This is a genomic window from Amycolatopsis sp. NPDC051371 (assembly GCF_040682155.1).
In the GTDB taxonomy this organism is placed as follows: Bacteria; Actinomycetota; Actinomycetes; order Mycobacteriales; family Pseudonocardiaceae; genus Amycolatopsis.
In genome coordinates this window covers 82253-97472 of record NZ_JBFBAG010000009.1, presented here as the reverse complement: position 1 = coordinate 97472, position 15220 = coordinate 82253, and the positions used below count along the sequence as shown (strand labels likewise).

The 15220-nt window shown below is 69.3% G+C and carries 15 protein-coding genes; 9 read left to right on the top strand and 6 right to left on the bottom strand.

What is annotated here, in order from left to right; genetic code table 11:
• Positions 1 to 25: 25 nt before the first annotated feature.
• Positions 26 to 928, bottom strand: coding sequence for an NADP-dependent oxidoreductase (locus tag AB0M59_RS13935; protein WP_364613811.1), 903 nt, complete (start codon positions 926 to 928; stop codon positions 26 to 28).
• A gap of 128 nt (positions 929 to 1056) precedes the next feature.
• Here AB0M59_RS13935 and AB0M59_RS13930 point away from each other — a divergent pair, with 128 nt between their 5' ends.
• The 5 genes from AB0M59_RS13930 to mnmA all read left to right on the top strand — a co-directional run bounded on the left by AB0M59_RS13930 (position 1057) and on the right by mnmA (position 6111).
• Complete coding sequence (locus AB0M59_RS13930) at positions 1057 to 1593, top strand: hypothetical protein (RefSeq protein WP_364613808.1); 537 nt, start codon at positions 1057 to 1059, stop codon at positions 1591 to 1593.
• Between the two features lie 270 nt (positions 1594 to 1863).
• Positions 1864 to 2343 (top strand): LuxR C-terminal-related transcriptional regulator, encoded by a 480-nt coding sequence (locus tag AB0M59_RS13925; RefSeq protein WP_364613805.1) that lies wholly within the window; start codon positions 1864 to 1866, stop codon positions 2341 to 2343.
• 44 nt (positions 2344 to 2387) lie between these two features.
• Positions 2388 to 3755 (top strand): MFS transporter, encoded by a 1368-nt coding sequence (locus AB0M59_RS13920; protein ID WP_364613802.1) that lies wholly within the window; start codon positions 2388 to 2390, stop codon positions 3753 to 3755.
• Between the two features lie 63 nt (positions 3756 to 3818).
• The gene (locus AB0M59_RS13915) at positions 3819 to 5015 is read left to right on the top strand and encodes a cysteine desulfurase family protein (RefSeq protein ID WP_364613799.1); all 1197 of its coding nucleotides are present in this window, start codon (positions 3819 to 3821) and stop codon (positions 5013 to 5015) included.
• Positions 5016 to 5019: 4 nt separating this feature from the next.
• Entirely contained in the window at positions 5020 to 6111 is a 1092-nt protein-coding gene (mnmA, locus tag AB0M59_RS13910; protein ID WP_364613796.1) for a tRNA 2-thiouridine(34) synthase MnmA, read from the top strand.
• Positions 6112 to 6118: 7 nt separating this feature from the next.
• Here the strand turns inward: mnmA and AB0M59_RS13905 are convergent, their stop codons facing one another.
• From AB0M59_RS13905 to AB0M59_RS13885, 5 genes are all read right to left on the bottom strand, one after another.
• Complete coding sequence (locus AB0M59_RS13905; RefSeq protein ID WP_364613793.1) at positions 6119 to 7324, bottom strand: DUF222 domain-containing protein; 1206 nt, start codon at positions 7322 to 7324, stop codon at positions 6119 to 6121.
• A gap of 305 nt (positions 7325 to 7629) precedes the next feature.
• On the bottom strand, positions 7630 to 8082 hold the full coding sequence (locus AB0M59_RS13900; protein WP_364613790.1) for a GNAT family N-acetyltransferase: 453 nt from the start codon (positions 8080 to 8082) through the stop codon (positions 7630 to 7632).
• 10 nt (positions 8083 to 8092) lie between these two features.
• Positions 8093 to 8494, bottom strand: a complete 402-nt coding sequence (locus tag AB0M59_RS13895) for a GNAT family N-acetyltransferase (protein WP_364613787.1) — start codon at positions 8492 to 8494, stop codon at positions 8093 to 8095.
• A 78-nt stretch (positions 8495 to 8572) separates the two neighbouring features.
• A complete protein-coding gene (locus AB0M59_RS13890) occupies positions 8573 to 9616 on the bottom strand; it encodes an MBL fold metallo-hydrolase (RefSeq protein WP_364613784.1) in 1044 nt (347 codons plus the stop codon).
• Positions 9617 to 9721: 105 nt separating this feature from the next.
• Positions 9722 to 10546 carry a phospholipid scramblase-related protein gene (locus tag AB0M59_RS13885; RefSeq protein WP_364613781.1) on the bottom strand — a complete coding sequence of 275 codons (825 nt, stop codon included), beginning with the start codon at positions 10544 to 10546 and terminating at the stop codon, positions 9722 to 9724.
• Positions 10547 to 10680: 134 nt separating this feature from the next.
• On the opposite strand from AB0M59_RS13885, the gene AB0M59_RS13880 reads away from it, so the two are divergent.
• The 4 genes from AB0M59_RS13880 (at position 10681) to AB0M59_RS13865 (ending at position 15186) form a co-directional block, all read left to right on the top strand.
• Complete coding sequence (locus AB0M59_RS13880; RefSeq protein WP_364613778.1) at positions 10681 to 11718, top strand: methionine synthase; 1038 nt, start codon at positions 10681 to 10683, stop codon at positions 11716 to 11718.
• Positions 11719 to 11802: 84 nt separating this feature from the next.
• A complete protein-coding gene (locus tag AB0M59_RS13875; protein ID WP_364613775.1) occupies positions 11803 to 12507 on the top strand; it encodes a hypothetical protein in 705 nt (234 codons plus the stop codon).
• Between the two features lie 11 nt (positions 12508 to 12518).
• Positions 12519 to 14699, top strand: a complete 2181-nt coding sequence (ligA, locus tag AB0M59_RS13870; protein WP_364613772.1) for an NAD-dependent DNA ligase LigA — start codon at positions 12519 to 12521, stop codon at positions 14697 to 14699.
• Positions 14692 to 15186 carry a GNAT family N-acetyltransferase gene (locus AB0M59_RS13865; RefSeq protein WP_364613769.1) on the top strand — a complete coding sequence of 165 codons (495 nt, stop codon included), beginning with the start codon at positions 14692 to 14694 and terminating at the stop codon, positions 15184 to 15186. The genes ligA and AB0M59_RS13865 overlap by 8 nt, the downstream gene beginning before the upstream one ends.
• Positions 15187 to 15220 lie beyond the last annotated feature (34 nt).

Sequence of the window (15220 nt, the reverse complement as noted above, 5' to 3'; positions counted from 1 at the left end):
TCCCGCGCCGGACGCAGCCGGTTCGTCAGCTGACAGCGAGCGTGAGCTTCCCGCCGGGGTGGCCGTTCTCGCTCTCGATCTGCGCAGCGGAAGCTTCGGCGAGCGGGTAGCTCTTGCCCTGTGCGATGCGAACCCCGCGGTCGGTCACCCAGCCCGCGATCCCGGTCAGGACCTCACGCGACTGCTCGCCCCCGCTCGAGAACGGGATGTCGAGCTCGAAAGCGGCACCATCGGCGATGGTGATGACCCGGTCTTTCGTGCCCCGCAGTTCGACCGACCCCGGCAGCACCCCGTGTCCGGCGGCGTCGAACACGGCGTCCACCGGCCCGGACGCGGCCTCGCGGACCCGGTCCAGCCAGCCGTCGCCGTAGAGCACCGGCACGACGCCCAAAGACTGCAGGTCGTCGAGGTTCCGGCTGCCGGCGGTGCCGATGACGGTCAATCCCTGAGCGATGGCCACTTGCGCGGCAAACCGCCCGACCGTGCCGCTGGCGCCGTGGATCAGCAGCGTCTCGCCTTCGCGGACCTCCAACAGCCCGAGAATGCGCAGCGCCGTCTCGCCGGCGACCGGCAACGCCGCCGCGTCCGCCCACGAAATGCCGGCGGGCTTCGGCGCGAGCGTCTTCGCCAGCGCGTACTCGGCATACGCGCCGGTCTCGGACCAGCCGAACACCTCGTCACCGACGGCGAAGTCCGCGCCCTCGCCGACTGAGTCGACGACGCCGGCCACCTCGACGCCGGGGGTGTGCGGGAACGGAACCTGGAAATTCTGCTGCATGAAGCCGTTGCGGATCTTCCAGTCGATCGGGTTGATCCCGGCGGCCCGGACGGCCAGCCGCACCTGTCCCGGGCCGGGCTCCGGCACCGGGACCTCGGACAGCTGCAGGACGTCCGGCCCGCCGTAGGCGGAGAAGGTGATCGCTCGCATGGTGTCCTCTGCGCTCCTCGGGTTTGTGACTTCGAATGTCCTCTCCAAGGAGTCAACTCGCCCGGCTATTCCACCGAACCACTCGGACGAGCAGGTGGCCGGAGTCCGGGCGCACCTACCTAGGACGCATGGACGCTTCCTGGTCGGATCCGCGGCACGTGCTCGACGTCGTCGAGCGGCTGCTGTCGGCGCCGCGGTCCCACCTGCTGCTGCGGTTCTCCGCCGAGCTGGGGAAGCTGATCCCGCATCGCGCGGCGGCGATGCAGACCGGGGACTGTCCGCGCAGCCCGCTCAAAGTCGTCGGTGACCAGGTGATCGCCGATGCGGTGACGAGCGTCGAGCTGCAACGGCTGGTCGACCGCAGCGAGCCGGGCAAGGCCCTGGTGGTCGACGGCGTGCTGGGCGGCGTCGAACGCCGTCTTGTCCTTCTTTCGTCGATGCCGGTGGTCGGGAGGGGCGCCGTGCTCGCCGTCGTGCCGGAGGACACGGAGCTGCCGACAGCTGAGCTGGAGCTGGCCGCGCGGCTGTGGCACATCCTCAGTACTGACGCGGGCCAACGCGCGGCCGATCCGGGCCTGGACGTCCTGGCCGGCAACCTCGCGGCGGCCACCGCGCGGGCTCAGGCGATCACGGACCTCGGCCAGACCCACGCGGCGACCCCCTGACCACGCTCCTGGCGGTGCTGCGCTTGGTACGTCTCTCCGATGTGGTCGCCCGCTGCACGGCGGTCGACCTGGCCACCGACGCGCTGCTCGAGTTGAAGGGCGTCGTCGACCGCGACCAAGCCCTTTCCGAAGAACGGGCGGGTGCGGCCTTCGCCCTGCTCCGGACCCAGCTCGCCGACCTGGTCCGCCAGACCGAGGTCGACGTCGACCTGGTCGACCCCGGCCAGCGACGCATCGCTGCCTCAGGACATAGCCCACACGGCGCGGACGATGACCCGCGGGCTGGTGCTCGCCGCTTTGGACCGTCCGGCGACCACGCGCCTGCGGGCGTCGTGGCGGCTCGACGGCGCGGTTCTGCGGATCACGGTCCGCGACGACAGCCCCGAAGTCGCCGCCGTGATCCCGGCCCGCGGCCTGACCGAGCGGCTCACGGCCCTTGGCGGCCACTGGGAGGTCGACGCGGTGCCTGGCTGGGGCACCACGGTTACCGCCGTCCTCCCGGTCGGCATCGCCGAACCGCCGGAACTGCGTCCGCTCGACCGGCTCAACCCGCGCGAGGCCGAGGTCCTGACCGGGATCTCGCAGGGCCTGCGCAACCGGCAGATCGCCGGACAGCTGCAGCTCAGCGAGCACACGGTGAAGTTCCACGTCCGCAACATCCTCAACAAGCTGAACGTCAGCTCTCGCGGCGAGGCCGCCGCGCTGGCCCGCGACCTGCGTCTGGAGCCGGTGACGCACCGCACAGCCTGAATCGGGTTGACCTCCAGCGAGCTGGAGGTTGCACGCTGCTGATCATGGCCTCGACGCTCGACTCCGCGCCCCGTCGCCGCAGTGTGCTGTGGACCGCGGAACACCGCCTGACCACGATCGCGCTGCTGCTCGTGGTCACGTTGGTCGCGTTCGAGAACATGGGCGTCGCGACGGCGATGCCGACCCTGGTCGCGGACCTGCACGGGTTGTCGCTGTACTCGTGGCCGTTCACGATCTTCCTCATCTCGAGTGTGGTCGCAACGGTGCTGTCTGGCCGGATCGGCGATCGCCGCGGTCCGGCGCCGGCGCTGCTGGCGGGTCCGGCGTTGTTCGCGGTGGGCCTGGTCGTCGCGGGGACGGCGAGCGGGATGCCGATCTTTCTCCTCGGCCGCGCGCTACAGGGCTTCGGCTCGGGACTGCTGTTGGTTTCGGTCTCGCTCCTGATCGCGTTGACGTTCACTGACCAGGAACGCCCGGTGATCTACGCGGCGAACGCGGCCGCCTGGGTCCTGCCGGCGGTACTCGGGCCGTCCTTGGCCGGCGTGGTGACGGTCAGCATCGGTTGGCGCTGGGTCTTCCTCGGCTTGGTTCCGCTGGTGGTCATCGGCGTGGCGATGCTGGTTGTGGTCATCCGCCGCTTACCTGTGCACGTGCCGTCCGCCGACGGCCGCCGCGCGGGCGTGGTCCGGGCGATCATCGCGGCCCTCGGCGTCGCGGCGTTGACGTGGGCGGCTCAGCACCAATCGCTGCTCGCCCTCGCCTACGGCACGGCCGGGCTCGTCGCCCTCGGCTACGCCCTCCGGACGCTGCTCCCGACCGGAACGCTGTCATCTCGCCCCGGCCTCCCGACGGTCGTCGCGTCCCGCGCCCTGATCGCCGGCGCGTATGCCGGGATGGAGGCGTACCTGCCCCTGACGATGAGCGCGGTCCATGGCTACAGCCCCGCCCTTGCCGGCCTGCCGCTGACCATCACGGCGTTGGGCTGGTCAGCGGCCTCGGCGGCGCAAGGCCGGTTCCTCAACTGGTCCAGGGAGGCCTCGCTCCGCACCGGGTTCTGGCTGGTCGCGGCTGGTTTGGTCTGCTTCGGCCTCGTTTCCCAGCCCTGGTTCCCCGCCTGGACGGCGTTCGTGGCCTGCGCGGTCGGCGGCGCCGGCATGGGCATCGCGATGCCCGCGATCTCCGTCCTCCTGCTCCGCTATTCACCCGAGGGTGAGCGCGGCTTCAACACCTCGGCGATGCAGCTGGCCGACTGGGTGGGCTCCGCGCTGCTCATCGGCCTGGGTGGCGTCCTGCTCGGCGTGGTGGGCTCGGTCCTCGATCCGTCGCCGGCGATGGCCCTGCTCACGGTGGCCTTGGTGACCCTTGCGCTAGTGGGGGTCCGGCTGACCGGACGCTGGCCGTCGAAGGTGTGACAGCCCACTTCGAGGCCAGGGTGGACTTCGTCACGCGGTGGAGCGGACTACCCTGATGGAGCGATGACCTATCTCGACCACGCGGCGACCACTCCGATGTTGCCCGAAGCCGTAGCGGCGATGACCGAGGCGCTGTCCAACGTGGGCAACGCCTCCGCGTTGCACTCTTCGGGCCGCCGCGCCCGGCGGATGGTCGAGGAAGCTCGGGAAACCATCGCCGACGCCCTGGGCGCCCGCCCCTCCGAGGTGATCTTCACCGGCGGCGGCACCGAGAGTGACAACCTCGCGCTCAAGGGCATCTTCTGGGCCCGCCACGATGAGCAGGAGCAGCGTCGACGCATCCTGGTCGGAGCCGCGGAGCACCACGCCGTACTCGATACGGTCGAATGGCTCGAATCCCACTGCGGCGCCGAGATCACGTTGCTGGAAGTCGACAACCACGGCCGCGTCTTGCCCGACACCCTCCGTGCCGCCATCGCCGTGGATCCCGAGACCGTGGCGCTGGTGACCGTGATGTGGGCCAACAACGAGGTCGGCACGATCAACCCGATCGCCGAGCTCGCCGGGGTCTGCGCCGAGTTCAACGTTCCTCTCCACACCGACGCGGTGCAGGCAGTCGGCGCCGTCCCGGTCGACTTCGCGGCCAGCGGCGCCGCCGCGCTCACGTTGACCGGGCACAAGCTCGGTGGTCCCTTCGGCGTGGGCGCCCTTTTGCTCGGCCGCGACGTAACGTGCGTACCCCTTCTGCACGGCGGAGGACAGGAACGCAGCGTTCGCTCCGGCACCCTCGACGTCCCGGCAATCGTCGGTTTCGCGGCGGCGGTCCGAGCCAGCGTCTCGACCCGGGCCGATTACGCGAAGCGCGTCGAGGAGCTCCGCGACGGACTCATCGAAGTCATCCAGCGCGAGGTACCCGATGCCATCCTCAACGGCGAAGATGGTGAACGGCTGCCCAGCCATGCTCACTTCACATTCCCCGGTTGCGCCGGCGACAGCCTGCTGATGCTGCTCGACGCCAAGGGCATCGAATGCTCGACGGGGTCCGCGTGCACCGCGGGCGTCGCCCAGCCGAGCCATGTACTGCTCGCCATGGGCGCCGACCCAGCGGCGGCTCGGGGTTCTCTCCGTTTCTCCCTCGGTCACACATCCACTGCCGCGGACGTCGAGGCGGTCGCCGCCGAGATCGGCGGAGTCGTCACGCGCGCCCGGCAGGCAGGCCTGGCCGGAATGCGCAAGCAGAACCAGAAGCAAGAGGTGTAAGGCAATGCGGGTTTTGGCCGCGATGAGCGGAGGAGTGGATTCGGCGGTCGCCGCCGCGCGTGCCGTCGATGCCGGGCACGACGTCGTCGGCGTGCACCTGGCGCTGTCGGCCAAGCCCGGCACCCTGCGGACCGGATCACGCGGTTGTTGCACGATCGAAGACTCACACGATGCCCGGCGGGCCGCCGACATCCTCGGAATCCCCTTCTACATCTGGGATTTCGCTGAGCGCTTCACCGAAGAGGTCGTTGAGACCTTCGTAGGCGAATACGCCGCCGGACGCACGCCGAACCCGTGTGTCACCTGCAACGAGAAGATCAAGTTCGAAGCTCTCCTCGACAAGGCGATGGCGCTCGGCTTCGACGCGGTCGCGACGGGCCACTATGCGCGCCTCTCCGTGGTGGACGGCGTGCCCGAGCTGCGCCGCAGTGCCGACAGTGGCAAGGACCAGTCCTACGTGCTCGCCTCCCTCACCGCGGAGCAGCTCAGCCACGCCATGTTCCCTCTGGGTGACTCGTGGAAGACCGATGTGCGTGCCGAGGCGGAGCAGCGCGGTCTGTCTGTCGCCAACAAGCCGGACAGCCACGACATCTGTTTCATCCCGGACGGTGACACCAAGAAGTTCCTGGAGAACCGGCTGGGGCAGCGTCCCGGCGAGCTCGTGGACGCGGAGACCGGCGCAGTGCTCGGTCGGCACACCGGGGTGCACGGATTCACCGTCGGACAGCGCAAGGGGCTCGGGATCGAGGCTCCGGCGCCTGACGGCCGTCCTCGATATGTCCTTTCGCTCGAACCGGTTTCCGGCTCCGTCAAGGTCGGTTCCGTCGCAGGGCTCGGGATCGAGACGATCGAGGCCGACCGCGCGATCTGGCCCAGTGGTGAGCCGCTAGCCGAACCGACCGAATGCGTGGTGCAGGTCAGGGCCCACGGAGGCATCGTCGACGCGACCGCCGACGTGGACTCCGACACCATGACGGTGCATCTGCGCGAGCCGTTGCGCGGCGTGGCCCCTGGCCAGGTCGTCGTGCTCTACCGGCCGGATGCCGAGGGCGGGGACATCGTCCTGGGCAGCGCGAAGATCTCGGGCACGCGCTGATCGTCGGTCATTGCCGTGTCTTCTTGCGGCCTCGGGTCGCCCGTCTTCGGCCGGAGTGCATTGACGGCGGTGTCGTCGAGTGCATCCGGCCGGCTGGTGTTGCGACGTTCACCGTGCCATCGGACGTGACTTCGTAATCCCAACCAGGCTGGCTCTTCAGCCTGCGGTGCCGTGAGCAGTACGTGACCGGCTGGTCCGCGGCCCCTGCGGTCTCGCCCTGCGCCCGGGTCGCCTCGATGCCGCAGTTCTGCGCAGGACGTGTGCAGCCGGGCTGCCGGCACTCGCGGTCCCGGACTCGGATGAACTCGTCGTGCGTCGGGTCCAGCGGGTACCGCGTTGGCGACAGCTCGATCACCTGGCCGGTACGCGGATCGGTGAGGACTCTTCGGAGCGTTGTGTCGGAGCCGCTGATGATGCGACGGGCCACTGCCGCCGCGACGGGTCCGCGTCCGGCCAGGACTGCCGGGGAGTCGTTCACGCCGAGATAGGTCGCCAGGTCGACGTGCAGAAACACTTCGGTGCGCTCGCTCTGGCCGCCCATTCCGCTGAGCAGCAGATCCATGGCGATGTCCGCCCGGAGCTGGTCCAGTGTTCGAGCCTCGTCGGAGGTCTTCATCGCCCGAGCGGCCTGGTCGATACGCGCGTAAGCCGCAGTCGCCTTCTCGGTAGGTGCGTTGTTGATCGAAATGCTGGTCACGCCGGTGTCCTGGTGGTGCAGGGCCAACCGCCGTTCGACGAGGCTCCGTTCGGTGCGCTCCGCCGCGCCCTCCGGATCCGCTTTCGCAGCCGCATAGGCCGCGGCCCGGCGGACCTGAGTGGCATTGCGTCCCGGAACGCGGTCCACGAGCGTCGCGTCGACGAGGCGTACGTGGTCTCTGGACAGCCACGCCGTCGCATCCGTGACCTTCATGGCGCGATAGAGGTCGAGCCGGCCGTCGTCCATGAGGGTGAGCATGCGGGGAAGCCGGGCGATCAGCGCGTTCGCCGCCGAGACTATGGCGCCAGCCCGGTGTTCCGTGATGGACAGGGCCAACGCCACTTCGGAAGCCGTACCGGGCGCCCGTCTCCGGCGCACGCTGAGGTCTGCGATCGCCCGTAGCTGGATAGCCTGCAGCTTGGAGATCTCGGCCTCGGTGACGCGGATCAGGTCGACGAGCTGGTCGTCTTTCATGCGCTGCAACACATCCGGGTCAGCGCGGATCGTTCTCAGCACGAACGGGAGCTTGTCGTGGATGCTCGGGGAGCCGGCGGGAGGGACGAGTTTGCGGAGCGGTTGCGAAGGTGCCATGAGTCCGACGGTACGAGGCCTGGCGGGAAATGTCACCGAGATTCAGAAGAATGGGTGGTAAAAGGGAGCGAACGGTCCGTTCGCGCCCTTCGCGGCTTGACGTACGCGAATTGATTCGGAATGGTTCGCGTGCGCGGACGTGTGCGTCACCGATTCCGGGAGGGGGACTGATCGAGCTTATGTCCTATGTGGATGAAGGGAAAGTTGTTGGGCGTCAACGCTTCGAGCGCTCAGAGCTTGAGTTTGAACCCGGTGTGGCTCGGAACGAAACCGAGCCGCTCGTAGAACCGGTGTGCGTCGGTCCTCGAGACGTCCGACGTGAGCTGGACGAGTGCGCATCCGCGTCGTCGCGACTCGTCGATCGCCCAGCGCATGAGGTCGGCGCCGAGTCCGGAGCCGCGGTGGTCGGCGTGGATCCGGACCGCCTCGATCTGACCGCGGAGGGCGCCGCGCCGGGCGAGGCCGGGGATGACCGTCAGCTGCAAGGTCCCGACCGGTTCGTTGTCGAAGGTCACGACGACCAGAAGCTGGTTCGGATCTGCGTCGATTTGCTCGAAAGCGCCCAGGTAGGGCTCGAGGTCGCGGGGATCGTCACGGGCCGCACCGAGCTGGTCGTCCGCCAACATGCGGACGATCGCACCGATGTCTTCGCGCCGCGCCCTGCGGATGGTGTAGTCGCTCACGGCGCCAGTATCACAGGACTCGGGTGAACCCTTGATAGCTTTGCTCGAAGCCGAATCGCGCGTAGAAGTCTCGCAGGTCGGCGCGCGGCAGGCCGGAATCGAGGTGGAGACGGCCGCAGCCTCGTCGACGGGCTTCGTCGATGCCCCAGGTCAGAAGTGCGCTGGTCACGCCGCGCCGCGCGGCTCGGATGCCTTCGAGCAAGCCGCGGGTCGCGCCTTCCCACGCGAGCCCTCGCAGCACCGTCAGCTGTGCGGTACCGGCGACGCCGTTGTCGTCCTCGGCGACGACCAGTGTGACGTGCGGGGTGTTCATGAGTTCCCGGAGTGCGGCTGCCAGCGGCTCGCCCGGTGCCCCGAACAGGCGCACGAGCGCCTCGATGTCCGTCGCTCTGGCACGTCTGATGACATCCATTTCACCCAGTATGCAGGACACCGGCTGGCGTCGTAACTGCGACGACGTGGCTACCCGCGGTGCTGGTTGCGGTGCCGCTCAGGGTGTCGTGTAGTGGCGGACGCCGTCGACGATCTGGGTGGTCAGTTTGCCCTGGGACACCAGTAGATCGAGATGTGCCGCTGTCTCAAGGACTGCGAGCGTCTGGTTGAACGAGTCCATTTCGGACAGTTTGCGGTTGCGACGGGTCCAGCCGATCCGGTGCGCGGCCTCGAATGCGGTGCTCGCGCCGGCCGTGATCTGGGAGCCGATCGTCTCGAGGCGTTGCCGATGGTGTTCCAGCAGTTCGTCGACCCGCGTGTGCACGCTTTCGGACACCGGGCCGTGCGCGGGAAGCATGCGGCGGTCGGGCATCGCGCGCACTAGGCGCAGTGAGTCGATGAAGTCGTTGAGCGGCAACTCGGCCGGCACGGGCTGGAATCCGATCGAAGGCGTGATGTGCGGCAGGACGTGGTCGCCGGAGAACAGCAGATCGGCGGTGTCGTCGACGAACACGACATGGCCGGCCGTGTGACCGGGGGTGGCGACGACGTCGAACTCGCGGCCGGGCAGGATCGGACGTCGTCCTGGAGTCAGCCACTCGTCGGGAGCTTCCCAGAGGTCGGCCTCGGTGTGCCGCCGGTCCGTGCCGAAGTCGCGGCCCAGGGCTTCGACGACTTCGCGGGCGCCGGCCTGGAACAGCAGATCGATCTGAGCTTCCATCGGCAGCCGGTCAGGGTTGCCGGAAGCCTTCAGCGATGGCTCTTCGTCCTGGCCGAGGGCGATCTTCGAGCCGAATTCACGACGAAGGACGACAGCTTGCGAATAGTGGTCGCGGTGCACGTGGGTCACGAGGAACTCGCTGACATCGGCGAGCTCCGCGCCGATCCCGCCCAGCGCGTTCGCCAGCTGTTCCCGTGCCACATCCAACGCCCAGCCCGAGTCGACCAGGACCAGCTTCTCGCCATCGGTGACCGCGTAGACGTTGACCGCGCGCAGAGCGTCGTTGGGCAGGGGCAACGGGATCCGGTAGACGCCCGCCGAGACCTCGTAGATTCCGGGCTCGGTCCAGTTCCTGTCGCTGCTTTCCGGCAACGGTTCCACGGTGACCTCCGTCCCGGCGAGACTGCGGTGTCCCGGCCTCCATTCACCCTGAGCCGTGTCGGGCACGCTGTCCACCTGGAGAAGCTGAGACGCCGGTCACTCGCTTTAGTTGGTGTCCTGCTTCAGGGCGGTGTCGATCGTGAGGGCCGCGGCGACCACCATGCTGGCGAGCGGATCGGGCAGCGGGTGGGGGATCTCCACGACGTAGTTGTCGGCGGTGGTGAAGGCGGCCTTGAGGAACCCGCCCCACGTCTTGGTCACCCGGGCGACCTCGGTACCGGCGTGGTCGCGGATCGAGAAGTTCCAGGCACGCCAGTTCTCGGCGAAGATCCCGCCCACCGAGTGGCCGTCGACGACGAAGCCGAAGCGGATCTTCCCGAAGACGTTCTCCTGGACGATCTCGCCGATCGGGGTCTCGTCGGCTCTCGTGACGAGGAACCGTGACTTGAAGACCTTGGCGGGCCGGGTCACCTTGAGCACGGTGCTGTGGTTGGCGTCCCGGACCTCGAACTTGTGGGTGAGGAACTGGTCGTAGTTGGTCAGCAGACGGATCGCCTTCTTCAGCGCGCTCTGGCCGACCTGGACGACTCCGCCGAGCCGGTTGCCGTGCTGGTCGAAGACGCCGAATTCGTTGGCCATCTCGATCAGCTTCGCGCGCTGGTTGACCACCAGGACCGGCTCGGTGAACAGCGTCCCGCCACCGGTGCGCGCAGCGCCTCGCCCGCGTGTCGCGCGGTTGACCTGGTCTTGGACGCGTGCCGGGTCGTGGGCCCGCTCGATGTCCAGCTCGATCAGCTCGGAGTCGCTCGGTGGTGGTGCCTGCTGAGCCGGCCGGGTGTTGGCGGTCCAGGCCCGGCCGTCCCACCAACGGTGCAGACGGGGGTCCCGCGCGTCGGGGTACCAGCCCGGTTGCGGTGGCGAACTCGTCATGGCGGGTGAGCCTATCCGCGCGGACCCCGCCACGGTGCCGGTAACGGCAAATGCGGCGTATGTCTGTCTCCGGGCAGCTCGGTACGGCAGCCCGGTCGGCGTCGCCGGCGGGTGGTCGACCAGAATCGGTGGTCGTGAGTGAGCGAGTTTGGCCCAGCGGTGCCGCGACGGCGATCGGTTCGATGCCGGGCACGGACCCCGCGGAGGCGGCGGCGATCGTGTTCGGCGAGCTGCCGGACTTCCCGCACCTGCCGGAACTGCCGGCCCGCGGCGTCGGTGCCGACATGCTCGGCCGGACCGCCGCGCTGCTGGTCGACCTGGCCGTCGAGGTCGTGCCGAGCGGCTACCGCGTCGCGTCGCGGCCCGGGCACGAGCACCGCCGGGCCGTCGACTTGCTTCGCTGGGATCTCGACGCCCTGCAGGAGGCCCGGGAGAAGGCCGGAGCCAACCCGCCGGTCTTCAAGGTCCAGCTGGCCGGCCCGTGGACGCTCGGTGCCGGGATCGAGCTGTCCCGAGGTCATCGGGTGCTCACCGACCACGGCGCCTTGCGGGACTTCACGTCCTCTCTGTTGGACGGCCTCGCCGGGCACGTCGCGGAGGTCCAGGCCAGGACCGGTGCGCCCGTGGTCGTCCAGTTCGACGAGCCGTCGTTGCCCGTCGTACTGGCCGGTGGCCTGTCGACGCCGTCCGGCTACGGGAACGTCTCCGCGGTGGCGGAGCCGGAGGCCCGGGACCTGCTTGCAACGGTGATCGAAGGCGCGAAGGCGATCACCGGCCAGCCGGTGATCTTGCATTGCTGCGCCGCGAAGCCACCGCTCGGCCTGCTGCGCGAAGCCGGTGCCGACGCTCTGGCTTTCGACCTCGCCGTGCTCGACGGCGCATCCGCCGCGTTCCTCGACGAGATCGGCGAAATCTGGGACGGCGGGGCGACGCTGTTCCTGGGCGCGGTTCCGACAACGGCGCCCGCGTCCCCACTGACTTTGAAAGACGTCGGCGAGCCGGCGTTCCGGCTGTCCGACCGGCTCGGCTTCAACCGCAGCGTCCTCGCCGAACGCGCGGTGCCGACGCCCGCCTGCGGCCTCGCCGGCGCCACACCCGAATGGATGCGGCGCGCCCTCGCGCTGACGCGTGATCTCGGCAAGGCCTTCGTGGAGCCCCCGGAAGGCTGGTGACGGAATCCGGCAACTCGCCGACGTCCACCCCGCCCGGCCAGTAGCGTGGCGGAGTAGCCGACCGAACGAGGACCACCCGTAACCATGCGCCTGTTCCGCCGCAAGAGCACCGCCGCCGATCCGCCCGACCCGCGCACCGCGTGGCCCGAGCAACACGTGCCGGCGGACCCGGCGGCCGCCGCGGAGGCGTTCTGGCGAGGTTGGTACGACCTGCTCCCCATGGTCAGCGCGGCGCTCGGTGAGGGGGAGCCGCACCGGGTCGAGCATGAGCTCTGCCAGCTGGTCGAGGCGCTGCACCCGCGGCTGCACTTTTCGCTCGAACGTGGTCGTCAGGCGATCTACGCCCTGGTCGTGACCGGTCAGGAAGACCCGGAGGTCCGACCGTTCACCGACGCGTGGCGGGCCGCCGCGCCGCCGGACGACGCGATCTGGGAGTACCACGACTCGGTCCCGCCCGTGCCCGATCCGACGGAAGTCACCGTCAACCTCGGCGAGCACCGGATCGCGCTGGCCGACGTCCGGGTCGTCGCACAGGTCGACGAGGACGAGCACGTGGTCGACGTCGCCGTCTTCCACCCGGGCTTCGCCGACCTCGACGAAGCCGCCCGGCAGACCATGACGTTCCTGCCGCTCGATGCCACATTGGGTGAACGGCTCGCCGCCGAACGGCTACGGCGCGTGGAGACCGCGGCGGCCGAACCGGCCGGCGCGATCACCCTTCTGGAGTTCCGTGAACTGGTCCGCGCACTGGGCGGCGGACCGACCGGAAATGTCGGTACCTCCGACTAGGGTTACCACCCGTGAGCAGCACCGAACTTCCCCAGGACCAGGTTGCAGCGGTCGACTCCCCGGTGGCCGCCGAGGACGTCACCGACGTCCCGGCCGACGTCCGCGAGCGGCACGCCGCCCTCGCGGAGGACCTGCGCAACCACCAGTTCCGCTACTACGTCCTGGACTCGCCGATCGTCTCCGACGGGCAGTTCGACGAGCTGCTCGGTGAACTGCAGCAGATCGAGGACGCACATCCGGCGCTGGTGACGCCGGATTCGCCGACCCAGCGCGTCGGCGGCACGTTCTCGACCGAGTTCACCGCGTACGACCACCTCGAGCGCATGCTCAGCCTGGACAACGTGTTCGACCAGGACGAGTTCCAGGCCTGGGTGGAGCGCGTCGAGAAGGAGATCGGGCGCACCGAATTCCTCGCCGAGCTGAAGATCGACGGCCTGGCCATCAACCTCTTGTACGAAAACGGCCACCTCACCCGGGCGCTCACCCGGGGTGACGGCCGCACCGGCGAGGACGTCACGCTGAACGTCCGCACGCTCGACCAGGTGCCCGAGACGCTGACCGGCACCGACGAGTTCCCGGTACCCGCCCTGGTCGAGGTGCGCGGCGAGGTCTTCTTCCGGGTCGAGGACTTCCTCAAGCTGAACGCGATGATCGTCGAAGCGGGCAAGCCGCCGTTCGCGAACCCGCGCAACACCGCGGCCGGCTCGCTGCGGCAGAAGGATCCCAAGATCACCCGGGAGCGCAAGCTGCGGCTGATCTGCCACGGGCTCGGCAAGCGCGAAGGCTTCGAACCGGCGCGTCAGTCGGAGGCATACGACGCGCTGGCCGCGTGGGGCCTGCCGGTGTCGCCGCACAGCAAAGTCCTGACCACGGCCGAGGAGCTCACCGAGCACATCACCTACTGGGGTGAACACCGGCACGACGCCGAGCACGAGATCGACGGCGTCGTCATCAAGGTCGACCAGGTGTCGCTGCAGCGTCGGCTGGGCACGACATCGCGCGCGCCGCGGTGGGCGATCGCCTACAAGTACCCGCCGGAAGAGGCGATCACAACGCTCCTGGACATCCAGGTCAACGTCGGGCGGACGGGGCGCGTGACTCCGTTCGCGGTCACCGAGCCGGTCAAGGTCGCCGGGTCGACCGTCGCGCGGGCCACCCTCCACAACCAGGAGGAGGTCAAGCGGAAGGGCGTGCTCATCGGCGACCGGATCGTCATCCGCAAGGCCGGCGACGTCATTCCCGAGGTCCTCGGTCCGGTGGTGGACGCGCGCACCGGTGACGAACGCGAGTTCGTCATGCCCACCCACTGTCCGGCCTGCGGCACCGAGCTCGCCTACCAGAAGGAAGGCGACAAGGACATCCGCTGCCCGAACAGCCGCTTCTGCCCCGCGCAGCTGCGGGAGCGCCTGTTCAGCCTCGCCGGGCGCGGCGCCTTCGACATCGAGGTGCTCGGGTACGAGGCGGCGGCCGCGCTGCTCGACGCGCGGGTGATCGCCGACGAGGGTGACGTCTTCGACCTGAACGAGGACAGCCTCGCCGAGGTCGAGCTGTTCCGCACCAAGGCCGGCGAGTTGTCGGCGAACGCGCGGAAGCTGCTCGCCAACCTCGACGTGGCAAAGGACCGGCCGCTGTGGAAGGTGCTGGTCGCTTTGTCGATCCGGCACGTCGGGCCGACGGCGGCGCAGGCGCTGGCGCGCGAGTTCGGCTCGATCGAGGGCATCGAGCAGGCGACCGAGGAGGAGCTGGCGGACGTCGACGGCGTCGGCCCGACCATCGCGCACGCCACGCAGGAGTGGTTCGAGGTCGGCTGGCACCGCGAGATCGTCGAAAAGTGGCGACGCGCCGGCGTGCGGATGGAGGAGGAGCGCGACGAGTCCGTCCCGCGGAACCTCGAAGGCCTGTCGATCGTGGTGACGGGCTCGCTCGACGGCTTCTCCCGCGACGAGGCCAAGGAGGTCATCATGGCCCGCGGTGGCAAGGCCGCCGGGTCGGTCTCGAAGAAGACGTCCTTCGTCGTCGTCGGGGACTCGCCTGGTTCGAAATACGACAAGGCGGTGCAGCTCAAGGTGCCGGTGCTCGACGAGGCCGGTTTCCGCGTCCTGCTGGAGCAGGGGCCCGAGGCGGCGCAGGAGGTGGCGCTGCCGGCCGGCGACGAGACCGCCGAAAACGAGTCTGGGGAGACGGATGGGTGATGTAGAGATCCGGCCACCGCGGCCCGAGGAGTACGCCGCGGCGGGCGAGGTGACGGTTCAGGCCTACGACGTCGATGGTCACTTGGCCGACGACGTCGGTTATGACGCGAAGCTGCGTGACGTCGCGAGCCGGGCCGAGCTGGCCGAGGTGCTGGTCGCCGTCGACGCGGCGGGGGACGTGCTCGGCACCGTGACCGTCGTGCGGCCGGGTTCGCCGTACGCCGAGATTTCGCGTCCGGGGGAGCTGGAGTTCCGGATGCTGGCGGTGGCGCCGTCGGCGCGTGGTCGCGGTGTCGGCGAGGCGTTGACGCGGGCCGTGCTCGACCGTGCGCGGACGCTGGGCATCCCCAAGGTGGTGCTGAGCAGCCTCGATCGGATGCACGCCGCGCACCGGCTCTACGAGCGTCTCGGGTTCGCGCGCCTGGCCGAACGGGACTGGCGGCCGTTTCCGCACATCAGCCTGATCGCCTACCAGATCGACGTCTGACCTGGCGTTCGTCGAAAAGGGTACGAGACCACGC